This is a genomic window from Chromohalobacter sp., assembly GCF_039830575.1.
In the GTDB taxonomy this organism is placed as follows: domain Bacteria; phylum Pseudomonadota; class Gammaproteobacteria; order Pseudomonadales; family Halomonadaceae; genus Chromohalobacter; species Chromohalobacter israelensis.
On record NZ_JBDOOX010000015.1, the window covers coordinates 178,057 to 198,363 of the forward strand.

The window sequence follows — 20,307 nt, forward strand, 5'->3', positions numbered from 1 at the left end:
GCCGATCCCGGGGCACTTTCAGGGAAAGCAAGAGGACATCTATGCGCAAGCTATTGTTATCCAACGATGACGGCGTCCACGCGCCGGGACTGCGTGCGCTCCACGATGCGCTCGACAGACATGGACGGCTGCGGGTGGTGGCGCCCGACCGGGACAAGAGCGGGGCCAGCAATTCGTTGACCTTGACGCGCCCTCTATCCTTGACGGCGCTCGACAACGGCTTCTATTCGGTCGACGGGACGCCTGCCGATTGCGTGTACCTGGGCGTCAACGGGGTCTGGGACGAAAAGCCCGACCTGGTGATTTCGGGCATCAATCATGGTGGCAACCTGGGCGACGACGTGCTCTATTCCGGAACCGTGGCCGCTGCCATGGAGGGACGCAACCTGGGCATGGCCGCGATTGCCATTTCCCTGTGCGGCGAACGTTACTTCGACACGGCGGGGCGTGTCGCGGCGACCCTGGTCGGGGCGGCCGAATCGTTGTCGTTACCGCCGCGCAGCCTGCTCAACGTCAATGTGCCGGACGTGCCCTGGGAAGAGATTCAGGGCGTGCGGGTGACGCGAATGGGCTATCGCGGCCCTGCCGCGGAACCCATGCGAGTGCGCGACCCGCGCGGTCGCGAGCGTTACTGGATTGCGGCTGCCGGCGACAATGCCGATGATGGCGAGGATACCGATTTCGCCGCCATCGAGTCGGGATTCGTGTCGATCACCCCTCTGCAGACCGATCTCACCCGCCATGCGGCACTGGATGACGTACGGAACTGGCTGGATGCATTGTCGAATTCCTGATACGCAAGATACCCATCGTCTCGGCGGTATCGGCATGACCTCGCAGCGTACCCGCAACCGCTTGATCCGGCGGTTGCAGGCGAACGGCATTCGCGACACGCGGGTGCTGGAGACCATGGCGCGCGAGCCGCGCCACCTCTTCGTCGACGAGGCCCTGGCGCATCGTGCCTACGAGGACACCGCGCTTCCCCTGGGGCACGGACAGACGCTGTCGCAACCCTGGATCGTGGCCCGCATGACGGAACTGGTGCTGACCGCGCGTCCCCGTCGTGTGCTGGAAGTGGGCACGGGGTCCGGGTATCAGACCTTGATCCTGGCGCGACTGGTCGAGGCCGTGTGGAGCATCGAGCGCATCGGGGCGCTGCATCAGCGTGCCGCCGCACGCCTTGCCATGCTGGGCGCCGACAACGTGCGTCTGCGCCACGAGGACGGCGGCCACGGCTGGCCGCAGGCGGCGCCCTACGACGTCATCCTGCTCACCGCCTGCGCCAGCGTCTTGCCGCCCGAGCTATTGGCGCAGCTGGCGGACGGGGGCGAGCTGATCGCGCCGCTGGAGGATGACGCGGGACGCCAATGGCTGACACGCGTGCGGCGTCGTGGCATCACATTCGAACGAACACGACTGGAACGCGTCAGATTCGTACCGCTACTGGAAGGGGTCATACAATGAAGCGTTACCTGACGCTTTTTTTCAAAGGCGCCGGGATGGGCGCCGCGGATGCGGTGCCCGGCGTTTCCGGAGGCACCATCGCCTTCATCACCGGTATCTACGAAGAGCTGATCCATTCGATCAAGCAATTCGGTCCGAGTGCCATCGGTGCCTGGCGACGTGGCGGGACGATGGGGCTTTACCGGCATCTCAACCTGGCGTTTCTGCTGCCCCTGCTGCTGGGTATCGCCGCCAGTGTGGTCAGTGTCGCGCATCTCGTGACCTGGTTGCTCGATCATCACTCTCTATTGCTCAATGCGTTTTTCTTTGGGCTGGTACTGGCGTCGGCCGTGGTCGTCGCCCGCCAGGTGAGCCAATGGCGGTGGCGGCATGTCCTGCTTCTGGTGCTGGGAATCTGCATGGCCCTGTGGTTGCCGAGCCTGCTGCCCGCGCCCACCGAGACGAGTTGGTGGATGCTGACGCTGGCCGGTGCCATCGCCATCAGCGCGATGCTGCTTCCCGGCGTGTCGGGCAGTTTTCTGTTGCTCGTCATGGGGTTTTACGGAACGGTCATGGAGGGGATCAAGAGCATCGATATCGCACTCATCGCGACCTTCGGTGCGGGCTGTGCCATCGGCCTGATGGTCTTCTCCCGTGTCTTGTCGTGGCTGTTTCGCCATTACCGAGAGGGTACGCTGTTGGTGCTCATCGGCTTCATACTCGGCTCCTTGCCGCAGCTCTGGCCATGGCGTGAAATGGTCAGTTATCGCCTGGGGAGCGGCGACCAGATCGTGCCGCTCGACTACCGCTATCTCATGCCTTCGGACTATAGCGTGATTACCGGCGAACCGTCTCACCTGGTGGCGGCGATCGCATTGATGATCGTCGGCCTGGTGCTGGTCATGGTGATCGGCGAGCGCAGTCCATCTCCCTTTCAGGAGGATCGAACCCATGTCTGACACGCGTCGACTTCTGCCCGCGCTGGGGCTCGTAGCGCTGGGCCTGGCGGGCTGCGCCACCTCCGGTGGTGCCCCGCAGGTGCAGGACCTCTCGGTAAGCCGCAACAGCGAACCGCCGAGCACCTACACCGTCAAGGCGGGCGATACGCTGTATGGCATCGCCTGGCAGAACAATCTCGACTTTCGTGATCTGGCGCAGCTCAACGGCATCACGCCGCCTTACCGCATCCAGCCGGGACAGACGCTGCGCCTCGACCCGGAGGGCAACGCCCAGCCTGCCGCTGCGGCCGGCGATGGAGCGACAAGCGAAGGCGCGGTTGCCACACCACTGGGGGGCGGTCAGGCCGTCAGTCAGGACGATGACTGGCTGGTCCCCGACGACGCCTCGTCGGCGCAGGCGGATGCCGGAGGGGCGTCGCTGGAGTCGGGCGCCGTGGGGGCGGCCTCCGAGGCCGGTCGCCAGGGGGCACCCGGGCCGGTATATGCCTCGTCGGACAACGACGAGACGTCGCGTAGCGAAGACGGTGACACCGCCGAAGACACCACGCCCGAGGCGGAGGCCGCGGCCGACGAGGCTCCGAGCGATACCGACGCTGACGAGCAGACCCAGGCTGCGCCGAATGCACCCCGCGATACCGGCGCGGAAGGCGATGCCGGAACGCAGGTCGCCGGCGAGAGCGACGCCCAGAGCCAGGCGGGACAGCGCGAATACCAGCCCGTGGAAAACGTGGCCTGGCAATGGCCGACCGAGGGGGAAGTCGTCGGCGGTTTCGGGGATGATTCGAGCATCACGGCCGGCATTGATATCGCCGGTGAAAAGGGGCAACCTGTCAAGGCGGCAGGACCTGGCATCGTGGTATATGCCGGTAGTGGCGTTCGCGGCTACGGCAACCTCATCATCCTCAAGCATAACGACCATTTCCTGAGTGCTTATGCGCACAACGACACCCTGCGTGTCGAGGAAAACGATGTCGTCGATGCCGGGGATGTGATCGCCACCATGGGCGAGACCGATGCCGATCGCGTCAAGCTGCATTTCGAGGTGCGCCAGGACGGCCAGCCTCAAGACCCAATGGAGTATCTGCCGGCGCGTTGAGCGCGGCGGAGGCTCGGCCCCTGAACATTCATTCGCACAATAACAGTCGGGGAGTCCGCCATGGCCGGTGGTTCGTGCACCGGGCATGGCCATCAAATCGGCAGCACAGAGTGGGGTATCGGATATGAGCATGCTGGAACGGGATATTCAGGGTGTGGATCTCGACGACGTCGACAGCGAAATGGAAGTCGATGCCGACGAGATCGCCAACGACAAGGAAGAGGAGGCATTCGAGAAGGCGTTGCACCGCGACGACAACACCTATCATCAAAGCCTCGATGCGACCCAGATCTACCTCAACGAAATCGGCTTCTCGCCGCTACTGACCCCCGAAGAAGAAGTGCATTACGGCCGGCTGGCTCAAAAGGGCGACCCTGCCGGTCGGCAGCGCATGATCGAGTCCAACCTGCGTCTGGTGGTCAAGATCGCGCGCCGCTACCTCAACCGTGGCCTGTCGCTGCTCGACCTGATCGAGGAGGGCAACCTCGGCCTGATTCGCGCCGTCGAGAAATTCGACCCCGAGCGCGGCTTTCGTTTCTCGACCTACGCGACCTGGTGGATTCGCCAGACCATCGAGCGGGCCCTGATGAATCAGACGCGCACCATCCGTCTGCCGATTCACGTGGTCAAGGAGCTCAACATCTACCTGCGCGCCGCCCGTGAATTGACGCAGCGGCTCGACCACGAGGCCACCGCCGAGGAAATCGCCGAGTTCCTCGACAAGCCGGTGGGCACGGTCAAGAAGATGCTGGGTCTCAACGAGCGAGTTTCCTCGGTCGACTACCCCATGGGCGGCGAAAGCGACAAGCCGCTGATCGATACCCTGGCGGACGAAAACGAGGCCGGCCCCGAATCCCTGCTGGTGGGCAATGACGTCAAGCAGCATGTCGACGACTGGCTGGCGGAGTTGACCGACAAGCAGATGGAGGTGGTGGTGCGCCGTTTCGGACTGCGCGGTCACGAGGCCGCCACGCTGGAGGAAGTCGGCGAGGAAATCGGTCTGACGCGCGAACGGGTGCGCCAGATTCAGGTCGAGGCACTCAAGAAACTGCGTCGGGTGCTCGAGAAGCAAGGGTTGTCGCTGGACTCGATCTTCGAATGACGGCGACACGGGCGGGCTCCGGGGCCTACCCGTGTCACGTGCACGACGTCGAGTCGCGATATTCTTGGTCCTTGCATATTCTCTTGATACATTGATCTGAGGCAATACATGCGGCATTGTATGTAACCCCGATGCCAACGTTGGCGGTCATGCCGCCGGCAGCCGAGCCCGTATCAAGCCCGTTCGAGCCGACTCGTCAGAGCTCGCTCGTCAGTCAAAGAAAGGAACCCAAGCCGATGTCCTCTCGAGAGCCGTCATCGCCGAAATCTCGGCTGCGTCTGTTGCCGATGCTGATCGCCGCCGCCGCGGCCGCCCCGGTGCAGGCCGCCGACCTGTGGACCATCACGCAGGACGCCCTGCAGAACAACGCTACCCTGGGGGCGTCGCTGTCGACCTTTCAGAGCGTCGAGGCCGGACGTGACGTGGCGCAGGGCAGCCTGCTGCCGCAGATCGACGCGACCGCCCAGGTTGCACACAACAACAGCCTGGAAAGCCAGAGCAGTTCCCTCAGCCAAGGCGCGGGCGGTACGACCTCGGGGGGCGAAAGCAGCTACAACTCGACGAGCGCGGGCCTCGAGTTGACCCAGGCGCTGTATGACGCCACGAGCTGGGCCGCGCTGGAGATCGCCAAGCGCGAGACGGACCAGCAAGCGCTGTTGCTGCAGGCCGATCGTCAGCAGTTGCTCTATGATGTCGCCTCGGCATATTTCGAGATCCTGCGCGCGCATGAAGTACTGGAAGCGCGCATTTCGCAGGAAAAGGCCATCCAGCGTCAGCTCGATCAGGCTCAGGAACAGTTCGACGTCGGCCTGGTAGCGGTGACCGATGTCAACGAGGCGCAGGCCTCCTATGACCTGGCAAGGGCGCAGCGCATCTCGGCCGAGAATGACCTGCAGGTCAGCTTCGAAGCCCTGGAGCGCCTGACCGGGAAGCGCTACGACAGCATCGATGCCCTGTCGGACGACCTTCCCATCGAGTCCCCCGAGCCGGCAGGGCGTGACAACTGGATTCAGATGGCCATCGCCAACAATCCCAACGTCCAGGCAGCCCAGGCAGCGGTGAGCGTCTCGCGCGCCGAGGTCGACCAGGCGGAGGCGGGGCACAAGCCGACGCTCTCGGCGTTCGCCAACTACAACTACACGGACAGCGATCAGGATTACCTGGACGGGCATAACGAGGACACCCAGGTCGGCCTGCAGGCCACGCTGCCGATCTACAGCGGCGGCACGACCAGCGCACAGGTGCGTCAGCAGACCTACTCGCTGGAGGCCACGCAATACGATTTCGAGGCCCAGCGCCGGGATACCACCCAGCAGGTGCGCTCGTTGTTCACCCAGGTCATGAACGACGTCGAAAGCGTCGACGCCCAGCGTCAGGCGATCGTCTCCAACCGTAGCGCGCTGGAAGCGACCCGTTCCGGTTACGAGGTCGGTACGCGCAACATCGTCGACGTGCTCGATGCCGAGCAAAGCCTGTACCAGGCCATCGCCGACTATGCCGATGCGCGTTACACCTATGTCACCGACATGGTCGAGTTGCGCCAGCAGGCGGGCGTGCTGGATACCAACGTCATTCGAGAACTCAACCAGTGGCTGGTCGAGAGCCAGAACGTCACGTTGCGTTTGCCGGAAGATGGCGGGATGGGCGCCATGCAGGACATCGGCGAACGCCCCTCGATGGCGCCGGCCCCCTCGACCTCACCCTGATGTCATCCGGAGCCGACGTCGTCACGCTGGGGCGTCGGCTCTCAGCACCTGCGCGATGCGAGGCAGTGCGCCGTGACGGAGGATGACGCGCACCGCGCGGCAAGAGCGGGTAGAATGAGGCGCTCGATTTCGCCGCGTGAGAAGGATTCCCCGTCATGTCCCGGCCACTGATTGCCGATATCGATCTCGACGCCCTGCGTCGCAATTATTGCCTGGCCCGTGACCAGGCCCCGCACAGCCGTGCCATGGCAGTGGTGAAAGCCGATGCCTACGGTCACGGCGCGGTGGCCTGCGCCGATGCCTTGCGCGATCTGGCTCCGGCGTTCGCGGTAGCCTGTCTCGAGGAAGCACTGACGCTGCGCGAGGCCGGAATCACGCAGCCGATCGTGTTGCTGGAAGGTTTCTTCGATGCCGCCGAGCTGCCTCTCATCGACGCTCATCGTCTGTGGACCGCCGTGCACAGCGATTGGCAGATCGATGCACTGCTGGCGTATCGCCCCCGACAGCCGATTCCGACCTGGCTGAAGCTGGACTCGGGCATGCATCGCCTGGGCTTCGCCCCCGAGGCGTTCGAGGCGCGCTGGCAACGTCTGGCGGCGGCCACCGAGCACGTCACCGACCTGCACCTGATGACTCATTTCGCTACTGCCGACGCCCTGGACGCTGCGTATTTCCGCCGACAGATGGCGTGTATCGCGTCGCTTCGTCAACGGCTCGAGGCGCCCGTCTGCCTTGCCAATTCCCCTGCGACGCTCGCCTGGCCGGAGGCTCACGGCGATTGGAACCGTCCCGGTGTGATGCTGTACGGCAGCGACCCACTGGAGGGGGCCAATGATGCCAGCCGCGCGCTCGAGCCGGTCATGACACTGCGCTCCGAGATCATTGCAGTGCGGGAGCTGGCGGAGGGCGAGGCGGTCGGTTACGGCGGCCGCTGGCGAGCCTCGCGTCCGTCGCGCATCGGGGTGGTGGCCGGTGGCTACGGGGACGGCTACGACCGCCACGCGCGCGATGGCACGCCGGTGCTGGTCGAGGGGCAGCGGGTTCCGCTCGCCGGCAAGGTCTCCATGGACATGCTCACGGTCGACCTCACGGAGCTCCCCGAGGCCGGTATCGGCAGCCCCGTGGTGCTCTGGGGCGAGGGCCTGCCCATCGACGAGGTGGCGCGCCATTGCGATACCATCAGCTACACCCTGATGACCGGCGTACTGCCCCGTGTGCCGCGCCGCTACCGCAACGCCGAGACGGGGTGAAATCCGCTACAATGAGCGGCGTTTCGACGATCCGAGAGAACCATGGCCAAGCACGCATTTCCCGAGAGTTTCGCCCATCCACGCTATTGGCCCACCTGGCTGGCCATCGGTGCCATGCGTCTTGGCGCCTGGCTGCCATGGCGGGTGAAGATGGCGCTGGGCCATGTCATCGGCCTGGCGGCCTGGCGCTTTGCGCGTAGTCGGCGGCGTATCACCGAGACCAATCTGGCACTGTGCTTTCCCGAGCTCGACGAGCGCGAGCGCGCCAGACTGGTGCGCGAGACCTTCATCGCCAATGGCAAGGGCATTCTCGAAACGGCAACCGGCTGGTGCCGGGATCCGGAGCACCTGCGCCACCGCGTGATCTTCAAGGGCGAAGAGCACATGATGCAGGCCCTGGCACAGGGCAAGGGGGCGTTGATCATCGGGGTGCACTTCTCGACGCTGGACCTCGGCGGGGCACTGCACTCGCTTTTCTTCCCCGCCGACGTCGTCTACCGCGCGCACGACAACCCCCTGTTCGAGCGTTTCATGACACGCGCCCGGGGGCGTATCTTCGGGCGCGCTATCGATCGCCACGATCTGCGGGATGTCGTGCGTCGCATCAAGGCGGGGCATGCCGTCTGGTACTCGCCGGACCAGGATTTCGGGCGCGATGCCAGCGTGTTCGCGCCGTTCTTCGGCGTACAGGCGGCGACCCTCAAGTTGACCGCCAAGATCGCACGCATGACGGGCGCGCCCGTCATGCCGCTGATCTTTCACCGCAATCCCGGTGATGCAAGCTATACCCTGGAGTATCTGCCGGCGCTGGAGGACTTCCCCACCGGTGACGATGTCGCCGATGCCGCGCGCATCAATGGTCTCATCGAAGACGCCATTCGGCGCCATCCCGAGCAGTACCTGTGGCTGCACCGGCGTTTCAAGACACGTCCGCGGGGCGAGCCGTCGCTCTATTCCAGGTGACAGCGTGCCGCCTATTGCTTGACGTTCGGACCATTACCGACGACGCTTGAGGCGTCTCTCATGGACAGTGAGAGAACCCCCAACTCGTGGTTAACCAGACAGGACGTCATTATGCTCAACTACGCGATCATTTTTCTGATCATCGCCATCATCGCAGGTGTGCTGGGTTTCGGTGGCATTGCCGGCGCAGCCGCGACCATCGCCAAGGTACTGTTCTTCGTCTTCTTGATTCTGTTCATCGTTTCGCTGGTGCGCAGCCGAGGACGCTAGCCGCCGGAACAGACACAGCACTTGCTGTCATGCGCCGGGCCCCGTGGCCCGGCGTTTTCGATGGTGCGGATCCGGCTTGACCGATGCGACGAGGCCCCGCCGGTCCATGACCGGCGGGGCCTCGTCGTTGCCTGACAGCCGTGCGTGCGCGGATCAGGCGTCGATACGCTTGTACTTCATGCGTGTCGGGGTATCGCTACCCACGCGCTGGCGATGGTCCTGCTCGTACTCGCTGTAGTTGCCCTCGAAGAATTCCACGTGGGATTCCCCCTCGTAGGCGAGGATGTGAGTCGCGATACGGTCGAGGAACCAGCGGTCGTGGGAAATGACCAGTGCGCAGCCGGGGAAGGCGAGCAGTGCTTCTTCCAGGGCACGCAGCGTCTCGATGTCGAGATCGTTGGAAGGCTCGTCGAGCAGCAGCACGTTCGCGCCCTGCTTGAGGGTCTGCGCCAGTTGCAGGCGGCCGCGTTCGCCCCCCGAGAGTTCCGAGAGTCGCTTCTGCTGGTCGTTGCCCTTGAAGTTGAAGCGGCCCACATAGGCGCGCGACGAGACCTCGTAGCCATTGATGTTGATCATGTCCTGACCGTCGGACACGGCTTCCCAGACGGTCTGCTTGTCGTCCAGGTGATCGCGGAGCTGTTCCACGTAGGCGATGTCCACGGTGTCGCCGATGACGACCTCGCCGCTGTCGGGCTGTTCCTTGCCGGCGATCAACTTGAACAGGGTGGACTTGCCCGCGCCGTTGCCGCCGACGATCCCCACGATGGCGCCCTTGGGCAGCTGGAACGACAGATTCTCGAACAGCAGCTTGTCATCGAAGCGCTTGGCCACGTCGTGGAATTCGATGACCTTGTCGCCGAGCCGCGGGCCGGGCGGAATGTAGATCTCGTTGGTTTCGTTGCGCTTCTGGAAGTCGCCCGACTGCATTTCCTCGAAGCGGTTCAGACGCGCCTTGCTCTTGGCCTGACGGCCCTTGGCGTTGCTGCGAACCCATTCGAGTTCCTGCTTGATGGCCTTCTGGCGGGAGACTTCCTGCTTGGCTTCCTGCTCCAGGCGCTTCTCCTTCGATTCCAGCCACTGGGAGTAGTTGCCTTCGAAGGGAATGCCCTGGCCGCGGTCCAGCTCGAGGATCCAGCCGGCCACGTTGTCGAGGAAGTAGCGATCGTGGGTGATGGCCACCACGGTACCGCTGTAATCGTGCAGGAAGCGCTCGAGCCAGGCCACCGACTCGGCGTCGAGGTGGTTGGTCGGTTCGTCGAGCAGCAGCATGTCGGGGCTCGATAGCAGCAGGCGACACAGCGCCACGCGGCGACGTTCGCCCCCGGACAGGTTGCCGACCCTGGCGTCCCACGGCGGAAGACGCAGCGCTTCGGCGGCGACTTCCAGCTTGCGCTCGATGTTGTGCGCGTCGGCGGCTTCGATCAGGTTCTCGAGACGGGCCTGTTCGGCGGCCAGAGCGTCGAAGTCGGCATCCGGCTCGGCGTAGGCGACATAGACCGCCTCGAGCTGTTCCTGTGCCGCCTTGACTTCGCTCAAGGCTTCTTCGACCGTCTCGCGGACGCTCTTGTCGTCGTCGAGTTCGGGTTCCTGCGGCAGGTAGCCGATATTGATGCCCGGCATGGGCCGCGCTTCGCCGTTGTATTCCGTGTCCACACCGGCCATGATCCGCAGCAGCGTGGACTTGCCCGCGCCGTTGAGGCCGAGCACGCCGATCTTCGCGCCAGGGAAGAAGGAGAGCGAGATGTCCTTGAGGATTTCACGCTTGGGCGGGACGATCTTGCCCACCCGATTCATGGTATAGACGTATTGCGCCATGGAATTCCGGTTTGGTTGGGAAATGGATTGGACGTCATGATGATAGAGGGGGCGCGGCCTAAAGGCTAGGCACATGACGAAAACGACACGAGATCCCCCGCGAGGCAGACAGTGAGGGATGGCTCCGTGCCGGTCGGCACGCCCGGGTACGCCCCCATCGGGGGATGCGCGCTTATTCTTCCTCGTCGTCGAAAGGGCTGTCCCAGTCGTCCTCGATGGCGCGCCGCAGGCGCCGCTCTTCGAGCAGGGCCTCGACACGGCGGCGTGCCTTCAAGGTGTCGGTGCGGCTGTGACGCACACGCGGGTAGGATGCGTCATTGACGGCGTCGAAAAGGTCCAGCTCGTCGGCGAAGTCTTCACGGCTCATGATGGAGCCCTCCCGTGAAACGGCATCCCAGCGATGCCCGGAGGCTATATAGCGTTTCCCCGTCGTGAGTACAAGTCTCGACACGCAAAACCGGCCGCCTCGAGCGGGCGTCAGGGCGCGTCGCGCTCCCCCCGTAGCCGCTCCAGCTCGTGCATGGCCTCGACCAGCTCGGTCACGTCTTTCTGTACGCCGACGAAGTAGGTCAACTGATCCTCGTCATCGTAGACAGGCGTGATGGAAAGCTCGTTCCAGAACATCGAGCCGTCCTTGCGGTAGTTGCGCAGCACCTCCCGGCAGGGCTCGCCCTGGCGAATCGACCGGCGGATCTCGTCCAGTTGCGGCTGGTCGCGATCGTCGCCCTGCAGGAAACGGCAGTCACGGTAAAGGATCTCGTCGACGCTGTAGCCGGTGAGTCTTTCGAAGCCCTGATTGGCGTAGATCAGGATGGTTTCGTCGCCTTCCTGTTCGGCCACCACGATGCCATCGTCCGAGGCGTTGACAATACGTTCCAGCAGCGCCGGGCTAATCATGGGAGGTCGTTTCATCGTCTCTCGCGTTCCTTTACCTGTCATTGTCGGCTGCCATGGCGGTACATCGCCGGGGCAGCGCATCACCAGGGCAGCACCGTGGCGGATTTGCCTTCATCATGGCCATGGCGGCCCGGGATTTCAACGCGCGGCGTCATTGTTCGACCTCGGGCAGGCGCTGGCTGGAGGCCGCCGCGCCCAGGGCGCACAGCGCGAGCACCAGCAGCAGGCCGCCACTGCCGAGGAAGTGCGCGACGCCGCCGAGCAGGCCGCCCGCCACCAGCATGAGCAGGCCGGTGAAGGTGTTGGAGAGCGCCACGTACAAGGCACGCTTGTCGCTGCCGGCCATGTCGACCACATACGTCTTGCGGCCCAGGCGCACACCGGCATGTGCGATGACCAGCACGGCATAGACCAGCGCATAGGGCCATATGCTTTGGGTCCAGCTCCCCGGTAGCCAGGAGAACGATGCCGCCACCAGACAGCAGAGTGTGGCGAGCACGGCGCTGTCGCGCATGACCTTGCGGCTGGAACGATCGGCGAGCTTGCCCCAGAGAGGGCTGGCGAGCATGCCGGCCAAGCCCGAGACGAGAATCATGATCCCCAGGCCGCCGAGGTTGGCGCCGCTCTGCTCCTGTCCCAGCAGGGCGATGTAAGGCAGCGCCAGGGCGCTGGACAGCAGCAGGGCACGGGCCAGATTGAAATGCAGGAAATGCCGGTCGTGGCGCAGCAGGCGCATGCCCTCGGCGAGGCTGCCCCAGATGCTCTGGCCACCCTGGGTGGCCCCCGGTTCCTCCTTGATGCGGGCGGCACACAGGGCGTTGATCGCCCAGCCGAGGGTGGCGATCAGCAGCAGAATCGCCAGTGCCAGCTGCCCCGGACGATCGCCGAACAGCATCAGCACCGCGCCGATGGCGAGCGTGACCGCGCCCGCCGCGCTGCCGCTCCATCCCATGAGCGTGCCGCGCCGCTGCTTGGAGATGGTCTTGCCCAGCACGTCCTTGGTGGCGATGGATGACAGGCCGCGCCCCAGGGACAGCACCACCAGCGCCGCGAGCACCAGGGCACCGCCCCAGGCGCCTTGACCGAAAAGTGCCATGACCGCCATCACCAGGGCGGCGAGGGCCTGGATGACGCCCCCGGTGACCCACACACCCTTGCGGATCGACTTGAGGCGAATGTAGCCCGCCACGAACACCTGCGGGAGCAGGGCCCCGGCCTCGCGTATCGGCACGAGCAGGCCCACCATCCAGATCGGCGCTCCCAGCGCGCCCATCAGCCAGGGCAGCACCAGGCGGGCGCTGGAAAGTTCATCGGCGAGCTTGTTGCCGAGCGACGCCAGCAGGTGGCGAAAAAAGTTGCCGGGCTGTTCGTGACAGGCGGCGTCGGGAATGTCCTGGCAGAGCCGGCTGTCCTCGTCGCCGGTCAGGCGTTCGTAGAGTCGGGTCAGGGATGAGGCGCGATCACCCATGCAATGTCCTTACTGTATGGTGGCGGTTCGATCGTGGCGAAATCGTGTCGTGACGGTATTCCGTACGCTTGTTCGGGACGCCGAGCCATCGCATCATGGCCCGTTCATGCCAGCGACGACTCGATCGCGAAAACCAAGCGAGGCCGCCATGTCCCGAATCCGCATTCATTATTGCACGCAATGTCACTGGTTGTTACGGGCCGGATGGTATGCCCAGGAATTGCTGCAGACCTTCGGCGAAGATCTGGAGCAGGTCGCGCTGGCCCCCAGTCACGGCGGGCATTTCGAGATCGTCTACGAGGACGATGACGTCATCTGGGAGCGCAAGCGCGATGGCGGCTTTCCCGACATCAAGTGGCTCAAGCAGCAAGTGCGCGACCGGCTCGATCCGGCCCGCGACCTGGGGCATACCGATCGATGATCGCTTCGGGCTTCGGACTACCACCAGTGCTTGCGCTTGAGCAGCCACATCACGCCGAAGCCCATCAGCAGGGTGATGGTGATGAAGACCGAGAAACCGTAGGGGCTGTCGGCGCCCGGAATGCCGCCCACGTTGATGCCCAGCAGCCCGGTCAGAAAGCTCAAGGGCAGAAAGACGGTGGTGATGATGGCCAGCATGTACATGCGCTGATTGAGCTGCTCGTTATGCTCGCTCCAGATCTGCTCCTGGAGAATCAGCGCCCGCTCCTGCATGGCGTGAAAGTCCTCGACGTAGCGGGATAGCTGGTTGGCATTCTCGCGCAGCGACACCTGAGTGGCCTCGTCCAGCCACAGGGGCCCCTGGGCGAGCTGGGTGAGGCAGTCGCGCTGCGGCCCCATGAAACGACGCAGCGTGATCAGCGGGCGGCGCAAGCGGGTGAGGTCGTCGGCGTCGACATCGCTTTGCGTCAACTGGCGCTCCTCCAGCTCGCCGAGGCTGTTGTCCAGCTGGTGCGAGTAGTCGCCGACCTGGTCGACCAGCGCTTCCACCAGCCAGGCGAGCAGGTCGGGGACCGAGAGTGCGCCTTCCCCCTTGTCCAGGCGCTCGCGGACCTCGCTGGCTGCTCTCAGCGGCCGGCGCCGCAGCGTGATCATGCGCTTGGGCGTCATCCACAGGCGCAGCGAGATCATGTCGTCCATGGCGGCGCCCGGGTTGTGGTTGACGCCGCGCAAGGTGGTGACGATCCCGCGCCCGAACTTGGCCACGCGCGGACGCGTGTCCTCCTCGAGCAGTGCCTCGACCACTGCCTCGTCGAGACCGGCGAGGTCGTTGAGATAGGTCATGACATCGTCGTGACGAAAGTCGAGATGCATCCATAGTGGCGCCTCGTCGTGCTGCCATGCGGCATGCAGCTCGCGCACGCTCAGCAGTTCGCCGCCACCCTTGCCATCCAGACGGTACGCGGCGACCAGTGCCGTCTCCATGTCACCCATCGACATCTCCTTTGTGCTGTCGGCGCTGCTTGCCAGTCAGGCGTTGCTGGAATAGTCATCGCTGATATGCGAAAAATCAACCGCGGGCGCGCAGGCATCGCCTTCGTGTCAGGAAAGCATTAGCCTGGCTGGACGCCCGATCAGCATGCGAGGCAAGACACGCGCATGGAGCGGGGAATCCCCGCCCGGGTCATTCGTTCCGGTCGGTGTCCCGCGACAGCATGGGACCCAGCTTCTCCCAGACATTGTCGAGGATGATGGGCTGGGCAGCGGCGTTGGGGTGAATGCCGTCCTCTTGCATCATGTCGTCCTGCAAGGCGACGCCGTCGAGGATGAAGGGTACCAGTGGCACCGCGTATTCTTCGCTGAGTTGACGAAAGACGCCGCGGAAGGCATCGGTATAGGCGGCGCCATAGTTGGGGGGAATCTCGATGCCGAGCAGAAGCACCCGGGCGTCGGCGGCTTGGCTTTTTTCGATCATCGTGCGCAAATTGAGCTTCATCTGCTGCGGCGATAGTCCGCGCAGGCCGTCGTTGCCGCCCAGCTCGAGGAGGACGATGTCGGGAGAATGGCGCTCGAGCAGATCGGGCAGGCGTGCCGCGCCGCCCGAGGTGGTGTCGCCGCTGATGCTGGCATTGACCACTTCATGCGCATCGCCCACGCGCTCGCGTAACAGCGCGACCCAGCCGGCCTCGCGTTCGATGCCGTGAGCCGCGCTGAGGCTGTCGCCGACGATCAGCAACGTATCGGCATGGACATTCGCGACGGGCCCCATGGCGAGCCCCAGCACGATGCCGGCCAGACCACGTCTACACCAGCGTGCCCAGGAAAAGGAACTCTCACGCATGTCCGACGACTCCTTGAGTGAAGCGAAAACTCCCATTTTACACGCAAGACATGTCTCGCAGCGCGTACGTAGTGGTGAGCGTGTACTGACAATTCTCGACGACCTGGCGCTGGACGTCCATGGCGGCGAGAGCGTGGCCATCCTGGGCAGCTCCGGATCGGGGAAATCGACCCTGCTGGGCTTGCTGGCCGGGCTGGATACCCCGAGCGAGGGGGATATCCGGTTGTTCGGCGAGTCGCTGACAGCGCTGGACGAAGACGGACGGGCGCGCTTGCGCGCCGGCCGGGTCGGTTTCGTGTTTCAGAACTTCCAGTTGCTGCCCACGCTGACGGCACTGGAAAACGTGCTGCTGCCGCAGGAGTTGTCGCCGGGCCCCGACGACGAGCAGCGGGCACGCACCTGGCTGTCCCGGGTGGGGCTCGGCGAGCGCTTGTCGCATCTCCCCAAGCAGCTCTCCGGCGGCGAGCAACAGCGCGTCGCGGTGGCGCGTGCCTTCGTCAGCCATCCCGAACTGGTCTTCGCCGACGAGCCCACCGGCAACCTCGACCGGGAGACGGGCGCGCACATCATCGAGCTGTTGTTCGAGCTCAATCGCGAAATGGGCACGACCCTGGTTCTGGTCACCCATGACCATGCCCTGGCGCGCCGTTGTCGGCATTGCCTGCGCCTCGTCGAGGGGCGCCTGCATGCGATGCACCCGGACGAGGTCGCGTCATGAAGGCGGTATCCCTGTCGCTCAAGGGCTTGCGTCGCGACCTGCGCGCCGCCGACGTGCGGGCCTTGTTCGTGGCGCTGGCGCTGGCGGTGGCAGCCTCGACCATGATCGGCTTCTTTCTGGACCGGCTCGATCGCGGCCTGACCCGTCAGGCCGGGCAATTGATGGGCGGCGACCTGGTGCTCGAGCAGGACGAGCCCTTCTCGACGGCGCTACGCGAGTCGCTGCGCGAGGCGGGCCTGACGCTGTCGCAGCAGGTCGATCTGGTCTCCATGGTCAGCCACACGGAGGCATTTCAACTGGCGAGCCTCAAGGTGGTCGATGACGCCTATCCCCTTTACGGGCAGGTGCGTGTCGACCGTGGCGAGGGGATCGAGGCGCTGGCCCACGGGCCTGCGCCCGGTGGCGTTTGGGTGGCGCCCCGTCTGGCCCGACTGCTGGATATCGGCATCGGCGATACGGTACGCATCGGGCAGGCCACTCTCGCGGTGAGCGGCCTGATCGATCGCGAGCCGGATCAGAGCGCGGGGTTCTCGGCTTTCAGTCCGCGCGTGATGATGCATCGCGACGACCTGGCGGGGACCGACCTCGTGCAGCCGGGCTCGCGACTCGAATACGAGTTGCTGGCCAAGGGCGCGCCGAGTGCCGTGGCGAGCGTGCAGGAGCGGCTGGATACGCTGCGCGACAACGGGGTCGAGGTGCGCGATGTGCGTGAGGATCGTCCCCGGCTCGGCGGCGCGCTGGACCGTGCGCAACGCTACCTGAGCCTGGCTGGCCTGGCGGCGGTTCTGCTGGCCGGCGTGGCGGTCGCCATGGCCACTCGACGCTATGTCGATCGGCATCTGGATACCGCGGCGCTTTTACGTTGTTTCGGCGCCTCGCAACGGCAGCTGTCGGCCTTGTTCGCCCTGCAGCTCATGTGGCTGGCCGTGGCGGCCTCGGCGGTGGGGGCATTGCTGGGGTTGGGGGGACAGGCCGGGCTGCTGGCCATCCTCACGCGCTTTCTGCCCCTCGAACTGCCGCCACCGGGCCCGCTGCCCTTGCTGATGGGCGTGTTCACGGCACTGGCGATTCTCGTGGGATTCGCCGGGCCGATGCTGTTGCGGCTCAAGCGCGTGAGCGCGCTGAAGGTGCTGCGTCGAGAGCTCGACCCCGTGCCGGCGTCGGGGTGGGTGGTGATCGGTGTCGCCAGCCTGGTGTTCGGGGGCCTGCTGTGGCTGTACTCGGGTGACTTCATGCTGTCGCTGGGGTTGCTGGTCGGAGGCGAGCTGGCCCTGGCGCTTCTCTGGGGACTGGGCCATGCCCTGCTTTCGGCGTTGCTGTGGCTGGTGGGGGGCGCTACAGGCGGCGGTCGTCACGGGGTCCGCCATGCCTGGCGCCTGGGGGCGCGGCAACTGGCCCGCCGCCGTCACGCGAGCCTGGGGCAGTTGCTTGCCTTCTCGGTCACCTTCGCTGCCATGGCGATCATCGCTCTGGTGCGCGGCGATCTGCTCACCGCCTGGGAGGCTCAGCTTCCCGAGGACACCCCCAACTATTTCGCCATCAACATCCAGCCCGGCGAGCGCGACGGCTTTCGCGCGATCGTGGACGAGGCCAGCGACACGCGCAGCGACCTGTACCCCATCGTGCGCGGCCGGCTCGTGGCCATCGACGGCGAGTCCGCCGATGCCGCCGTGCCGGTGGACGAACAGGGAGCCAATGTGCTCAGCCGCGAGCTCAACCTGACCTGGCGCGAGACGTTGCCGGAAGGCAATCGCCTGGTGGCGGGGGAGTGGTTCGATCCCGCGTCCGCTGCCAGCGATGCGGGGCCGGTACCGATTTCCATGGAGGAGGGGCTGGCCGAGCGGCTCGACGTCTCGCTGGGAACGGTGCTGAGTTTCGATATCGGCGGCGAGCGCATCGAGGGGCGTGTCACCAGTCTGCGTGCCCTCGATTGGGAAAGCTTTCGTCCCAACTTCTTCGTCATCTTCCCGCCGGGCAGGCTGGAGACGTTCAGCCACAGTTTCATCACGGCCTTCCATCTGCCGGATGAGCGGCAAGCCACCGTCGGCGAACTGGTATCTCGCTTCCCCGGAGTGTCGTTGCTCAACGTGGAGGCCATCCTCGAGCAGGTGCGGGAGTTGCTGGGCCAGGTGACCCGAGCCGTCGAACTGGTGCTGGTGTTCGTTCTGCTGGCCGGGATCAGCGTGTTGTATGCCGCCTTGACCGCCAGCCGCCCGATGCGTGCACACGAAAGTGCCTTGTTGCGGGTGTTCGGTGCCGGCGATCGGCTGATCTCGCGCATCCAGGGGGCCGAGTTCGCATTGCTGGGCATCGCCAGCGGAGTGCTGGGGGCGCTGTTGGCCGAGGCCGCGGCGCTGGGCGTGTACCTGCTGTGGTTCGACCTGCCGCCGCGCCTGCACTGGCCGCTGTGGGTCGTGCTGCCCGTGGGCGGAGGCGTGTCGATCGGTGTCATCGGCCACTTGCTGACGCGGCGGGTACGTCGTCAGGCGCCCATGGAAAGCCTTCGGCTGCTGGGGGAGACCTAGGTCGGACACACAGCGTCGGCGAGGCCATGCCGCGAAAGCGCCCCTGGCGTCGATCAGAGCCTTTGGAGCTTCGCGACGATGCGACCACGAAAGAAGCCCCGCGGCGGTCATGTCGATCGCGTGGCGGGGCAGGACCAAACGTGCAGGGCATTGTCGATAAGCGGGCGTCCATGCCCCGTGCATTCCTTCATCCGCCGACGCATTGTCGGCGAGCACGGCCACTGTAGTCCGCGAAGACGAAACGCAGAAGATGAATTCCCTCATCGCCGCGTGGGGTTTTGGCCATCGTGCGCGTTCTTGAGCGATCCTAAAGCGACCATGAGAAATCATGCAGCGACGGATGACTGCCTTTCATATGAAAGGCGTCGTGCGCTGCGCTATCATGGCGCCTCGTTGACCCCGTGCGGCGCCCGCCGCGCTGACCTTCCGTGATTCGAGGACTCTTGCCGATGTTCACCCGTGACATGCAGATTGCCGGTTTCGATGATGCCCTGTGGGACGCCATGCAGCAGGAAGTGGGCCGTCAGGAAGCGCACATCGAGCTGATCGCTTCCGAGAACTATGCCAGCCCGCGTGTCATGCAGGCCCAGGGGACCCAGCTCACCAACAAGTACGCAGAAGGGTATCCCGGCAAGCGTTACTACGGTGGTTGCGAGCATGTCGACGTCGTCGAGGACCTGGCGATTCAATATGCCAAGGAACTGTTCGGCGCGACCTACGCCAACGTGCAGCCGCATTCCGGCTCCCAGGCCAACGGCGCGGTGTTCCAGGCGCTGGTCAAGCCCGGTGATACCGTGCTGGGCATGAGCCTCGACGCAGGCGGTCACCTGACCCACGGCGCCAAGCCCAACTTCTCCGGGAAGCATTACAACGCCGTGCAGTACGGTCTCGACGAAAACGGCCTGATCGATTACGACGAGGTCGCCCGTCTGGCGCGCGAACACCAGCCGAAGATGATCATCGCGGGCTTCTCGGCCTATTCCCAGGTCATCGACTGGGCGCGCTTCCGAGAGATCGCCGATGACGTGGGCGCGTTCCTGCTGGTCGACATGGCGCATATCGCCGGTCTGGTGGCGGCAGGTGTCTACCCGAGCCCGCTGCCGCATGCCCACGTGGTCACCACCACCACGCACAAGACCCTGCGCGGTCCGCGCGGTGGCCTGATTCTCTCCGCCGAGAACAACGCCGAGATCGAGAAGAAGTTCCAGTCCGCCGTGTTCCCCGGTAGCCAGGGCGGTCCGCTGATGCACGTCATCGCCGCCAAGGCGATCTGCTTCAAGGAAGCGATGGAGCCCGACTTCAAGGCCTACCAGCAGCAGGTGGTCGCCAATGCCAAGGCCATGGCCGGTGTGTTCATCGAGCGCGGCTATGACGTCGTCTCCGGCGGCACCGAGGATCACCTCTTCCTGCTGTCGCTGGTCAAGCAGGGCCTGACCGGCAAGGATGCGGACGCCGCCCTGGGTCGCGCCCACATCACCGTCAACAAGAACGCCGTGCCCAACGACCCGCAGAGCCCGTTCGTGACCTCCGGGCTGCGTATCGGCACGCCTGCCGTGACCACACGCGGTTTCGGCGAGAGTGAATGCGCTGACCTCGCCGGCTGGATCTGCGACATCCTCGACGCCATGCAGCAGGGCGATGCCAGCCAGGCCGAAGCCGACGTCAAGGCCAAGGTCGAGGCCGTCTGCGCGCGCTTGCCGGTGTATCGCTAGTGTGGTGTTTTCAAAGTTCGTACAATTAATCTGGCTTGTCGGTGCGTCGCTCAAGGGCTGATGCTGCTCGACCCACCGACGCCACTATCTCGTCAGCAGTTTTCCGCCATTGGAAAGGCTTGG

19 protein-coding genes are annotated in these 20,307 nt (G+C 65.0%); 13 read left to right on the plus strand and 6 right to left on the minus strand.

Annotated elements, in window-relative coordinates; translation table 11 throughout:
- The first annotated feature begins 41 nt into the window (after positions 1 to 41).
- The 9 genes from surE (at position 42) to ABGX75_RS15475 (ending at position 8,789) form a co-directional block, all read left to right on the plus strand.
- The gene (gene surE / locus ABGX75_RS15435; protein WP_224113693.1) at positions 42 to 794 is read left to right on the plus strand and encodes a 5'/3'-nucleotidase SurE; all 753 of its coding nucleotides are present in this window, start codon (positions 42 to 44) and stop codon (positions 792 to 794) included.
- On the plus strand, positions 775 to 1,464 hold the full coding sequence (locus ABGX75_RS15440) for a protein-L-isoaspartate(D-aspartate) O-methyltransferase (protein WP_110062202.1): 690 nt from the start codon (positions 775 to 777) through the stop codon (positions 1,462 to 1,464). The genes surE and ABGX75_RS15440 overlap by 20 nt, the downstream gene beginning before the upstream one ends.
- Positions 1,461 to 2,402: a DUF368 domain-containing protein gene (locus tag ABGX75_RS15445; RefSeq protein ID WP_035413780.1), complete on the plus strand. Its 942-nt coding sequence runs from the start codon at positions 1,461 to 1,463 to the stop codon at positions 2,400 to 2,402. The genes ABGX75_RS15440 and ABGX75_RS15445 overlap by 4 nt, the downstream gene beginning before the upstream one ends.
- A complete protein-coding gene (locus ABGX75_RS15450) occupies positions 2,395 to 3,498 on the plus strand; it encodes a peptidoglycan DD-metalloendopeptidase family protein (protein ID WP_224113692.1) in 1,104 nt (367 codons plus the stop codon). The genes ABGX75_RS15445 and ABGX75_RS15450 overlap by 8 nt, the downstream gene beginning before the upstream one ends.
- 124 nt (positions 3,499 to 3,622) lie before the next feature.
- Positions 3,623 to 4,600: an RNA polymerase sigma factor RpoS gene (gene rpoS, locus ABGX75_RS15455; protein WP_011507924.1), complete on the plus strand. Its 978-nt coding sequence runs from the start codon at positions 3,623 to 3,625 to the stop codon at positions 4,598 to 4,600.
- Positions 4,601 to 4,836: 236 nt separating this feature from the next.
- Entirely contained in the window at positions 4,837 to 6,306 is a 1,470-nt protein-coding gene (locus ABGX75_RS15460) for a TolC family outer membrane protein (protein WP_347411146.1), read from the plus strand.
- A 155-nt stretch (positions 6,307 to 6,461) separates the two neighbouring features.
- Positions 6,462 to 7,556: an alanine racemase gene (gene alr / locus ABGX75_RS15465; RefSeq protein ID WP_347411147.1), complete on the plus strand. Its 1,095-nt coding sequence runs from the start codon at positions 6,462 to 6,464 to the stop codon at positions 7,554 to 7,556.
- A 42-nt stretch (positions 7,557 to 7,598) separates the two neighbouring features.
- The gene (gene lpxL / locus ABGX75_RS15470) at positions 7,599 to 8,519 is read left to right on the plus strand and encodes an LpxL/LpxP family Kdo(2)-lipid IV(A) lauroyl/palmitoleoyl acyltransferase (RefSeq protein WP_347411148.1); all 921 of its coding nucleotides are present in this window, start codon (positions 7,599 to 7,601) and stop codon (positions 8,517 to 8,519) included.
- A gap of 111 nt (positions 8,520 to 8,630) precedes the next feature.
- Positions 8,631 to 8,789 (plus strand): DUF1328 family protein, encoded by a 159-nt coding sequence (locus tag ABGX75_RS15475; RefSeq protein ID WP_011507920.1) that lies wholly within the window; start codon positions 8,631 to 8,633, stop codon positions 8,787 to 8,789.
- 153 nt (positions 8,790 to 8,942) lie between these two features.
- On the opposite strand, the gene ettA is transcribed toward ABGX75_RS15475, so the two are convergent.
- The 4 genes from ettA to ABGX75_RS15495 all read right to left on the minus strand — a co-directional run bounded on the left by ettA (position 8,943) and on the right by ABGX75_RS15495 (position 12,969).
- Positions 8,943 to 10,604: an energy-dependent translational throttle protein EttA gene (gene ettA, locus ABGX75_RS15480; protein WP_043558571.1), complete on the minus strand. Its 1,662-nt coding sequence runs from the start codon at positions 10,602 to 10,604 to the stop codon at positions 8,943 to 8,945.
- 172 nt (positions 10,605 to 10,776) lie between these two features.
- On the minus strand, positions 10,777 to 10,971 hold the full coding sequence (locus ABGX75_RS15485; protein WP_043558568.1) for a hypothetical protein: 195 nt from the start codon (positions 10,969 to 10,971) through the stop codon (positions 10,777 to 10,779).
- A 110-nt stretch (positions 10,972 to 11,081) separates the two neighbouring features.
- Positions 11,082 to 11,516, minus strand: coding sequence for a PAS sensor domain-containing protein (locus tag ABGX75_RS15490; protein WP_011507917.1), 435 nt, complete (start codon positions 11,514 to 11,516; stop codon positions 11,082 to 11,084).
- A 136-nt stretch (positions 11,517 to 11,652) separates the two neighbouring features.
- Positions 11,653 to 12,969, minus strand: coding sequence for an MFS transporter (locus ABGX75_RS15495; protein WP_224113691.1), 1,317 nt, complete (start codon positions 12,967 to 12,969; stop codon positions 11,653 to 11,655).
- Positions 12,970 to 13,117: 148 nt separating this feature from the next.
- Between ABGX75_RS15495 and ABGX75_RS15500 the strand changes: the two genes are divergently transcribed.
- Complete coding sequence (locus tag ABGX75_RS15500; protein ID WP_011507915.1) at positions 13,118 to 13,390, plus strand: SelT/SelW/SelH family protein; 273 nt, start codon at positions 13,118 to 13,120, stop codon at positions 13,388 to 13,390.
- Between the two features lie 17 nt (positions 13,391 to 13,407).
- Here ABGX75_RS15500 and ABGX75_RS15505 read toward each other — a convergent pair whose 3' ends face one another.
- Both ABGX75_RS15505 and ABGX75_RS15510 read right to left on the minus strand, forming a co-directional pair.
- Positions 13,408 to 14,382, minus strand: coding sequence for a zinc transporter ZntB (locus ABGX75_RS15505; protein WP_011507914.1), 975 nt, complete (start codon positions 14,380 to 14,382; stop codon positions 13,408 to 13,410).
- Positions 14,383 to 14,572: 190 nt separating this feature from the next.
- Positions 14,573 to 15,157 carry an arylesterase gene (locus ABGX75_RS15510; protein WP_224113697.1) on the minus strand — a complete coding sequence of 195 codons (585 nt, stop codon included), beginning with the start codon at positions 15,155 to 15,157 and terminating at the stop codon, positions 14,573 to 14,575.
- A gap of 70 nt (positions 15,158 to 15,227) precedes the next feature.
- Here ABGX75_RS15510 and ABGX75_RS15515 point away from each other — a divergent pair, with 70 nt between their 5' ends.
- From ABGX75_RS15515 to glyA, 3 genes are all read left to right on the plus strand, one after another.
- Positions 15,228 to 15,947, plus strand: coding sequence for an ABC transporter ATP-binding protein (locus tag ABGX75_RS15515; RefSeq protein ID WP_011507912.1), 720 nt, complete (start codon positions 15,228 to 15,230; stop codon positions 15,945 to 15,947).
- Complete coding sequence (locus tag ABGX75_RS15520) at positions 15,944 to 18,472, plus strand: FtsX-like permease family protein (protein WP_347411149.1); 2,529 nt, start codon at positions 15,944 to 15,946, stop codon at positions 18,470 to 18,472. The genes ABGX75_RS15515 and ABGX75_RS15520 overlap by 4 nt, the downstream gene beginning before the upstream one ends.
- Before the next feature lie 449 nt (positions 18,473 to 18,921).
- Positions 18,922 to 20,184: a serine hydroxymethyltransferase gene (glyA, locus tag ABGX75_RS15525; RefSeq protein WP_035413798.1), complete on the plus strand. Its 1,263-nt coding sequence runs from the start codon at positions 18,922 to 18,924 to the stop codon at positions 20,182 to 20,184.
- The last annotated feature ends 123 nt before the right edge of the window (positions 20,185 to 20,307 follow it).

Excerpts from the sequence above, each read along its gene's own strand:
- lpxL (WP_347411148.1), top strand. The coding sequence starts at position 7,599 with ATGGCCAAGCACGCATTTCCCGAGAGTTTCGCCCATCCACGCTATTGG.
- ABGX75_RS15450 (WP_224113692.1), top strand. The coding sequence starts at position 2,395 with ATGTCTGACACGCGTCGACTTCTGCCCGCGCTGGGGCTCGTAGCGCTG.
- ABGX75_RS15515 (WP_011507912.1), top strand. The coding sequence starts at position 15,228 with ATGTCCGACGACTCCTTGAGTGAAGCGAAAACTCCCATTTTACACGCA.
- ABGX75_RS15440 (WP_110062202.1), top strand. The coding sequence starts at position 775 with ATGCATTGTCGAATTCCTGATACGCAAGATACCCATCGTCTCGGCGGT.
- rpoS (WP_011507924.1), top strand. The coding sequence starts at position 3,623 with ATGAGCATGCTGGAACGGGATATTCAGGGTGTGGATCTCGACGACGTC.
- ABGX75_RS15500 (WP_011507915.1), top strand. The coding sequence starts at position 13,118 with ATGTCCCGAATCCGCATTCATTATTGCACGCAATGTCACTGGTTGTTA.
- ettA (WP_043558571.1), bottom strand. The coding sequence starts at position 10,604 with ATGGCGCAATACGTCTATACCATGAATCGGGTGGGCAAGATCGTCCCG.
- ABGX75_RS15495 (WP_224113691.1), bottom strand. The coding sequence starts at position 12,969 with ATGGGTGATCGCGCCTCATCCCTGACCCGACTCTACGAACGCCTGACC.
- ABGX75_RS15490 (WP_011507917.1), bottom strand. The coding sequence starts at position 11,516 with ATGAAACGACCTCCCATGATTAGCCCGGCGCTGCTGGAACGTATTGTC.
- ABGX75_RS15485 (WP_043558568.1), bottom strand. The coding sequence starts at position 10,971 with ATGAGCCGTGAAGACTTCGCCGACGAGCTGGACCTTTTCGACGCCGTC.
- ABGX75_RS15475 (WP_011507920.1), top strand. The coding sequence starts at position 8,631 with ATGCTCAACTACGCGATCATTTTTCTGATCATCGCCATCATCGCAGGT.
- surE (WP_224113693.1), top strand. The coding sequence starts at position 42 with ATGCGCAAGCTATTGTTATCCAACGATGACGGCGTCCACGCGCCGGGA.
- alr (WP_347411147.1), top strand. The coding sequence starts at position 6,462 with ATGTCCCGGCCACTGATTGCCGATATCGATCTCGACGCCCTGCGTCGC.
- ABGX75_RS15460 (WP_347411146.1), top strand. The coding sequence starts at position 4,837 with ATGTCCTCTCGAGAGCCGTCATCGCCGAAATCTCGGCTGCGTCTGTTG.
- ABGX75_RS15505 (WP_011507914.1), bottom strand. The coding sequence starts at position 14,382 with ATGGGTGACATGGAGACGGCACTGGTCGCCGCGTACCGTCTGGATGGC.
- ABGX75_RS15520 (WP_347411149.1), top strand. The coding sequence starts at position 15,944 with ATGAAGGCGGTATCCCTGTCGCTCAAGGGCTTGCGTCGCGACCTGCGC.
- glyA (WP_035413798.1), top strand. The coding sequence starts at position 18,922 with ATGTTCACCCGTGACATGCAGATTGCCGGTTTCGATGATGCCCTGTGG.
- ABGX75_RS15445 (WP_035413780.1), top strand. The coding sequence starts at position 1,461 with ATGAAGCGTTACCTGACGCTTTTTTTCAAAGGCGCCGGGATGGGCGCC.
- ABGX75_RS15510 (WP_224113697.1), bottom strand. The coding sequence starts at position 15,157 with ATGGGGCCCGTCGCGAATGTCCATGCCGATACGTTGCTGATCGTCGGC.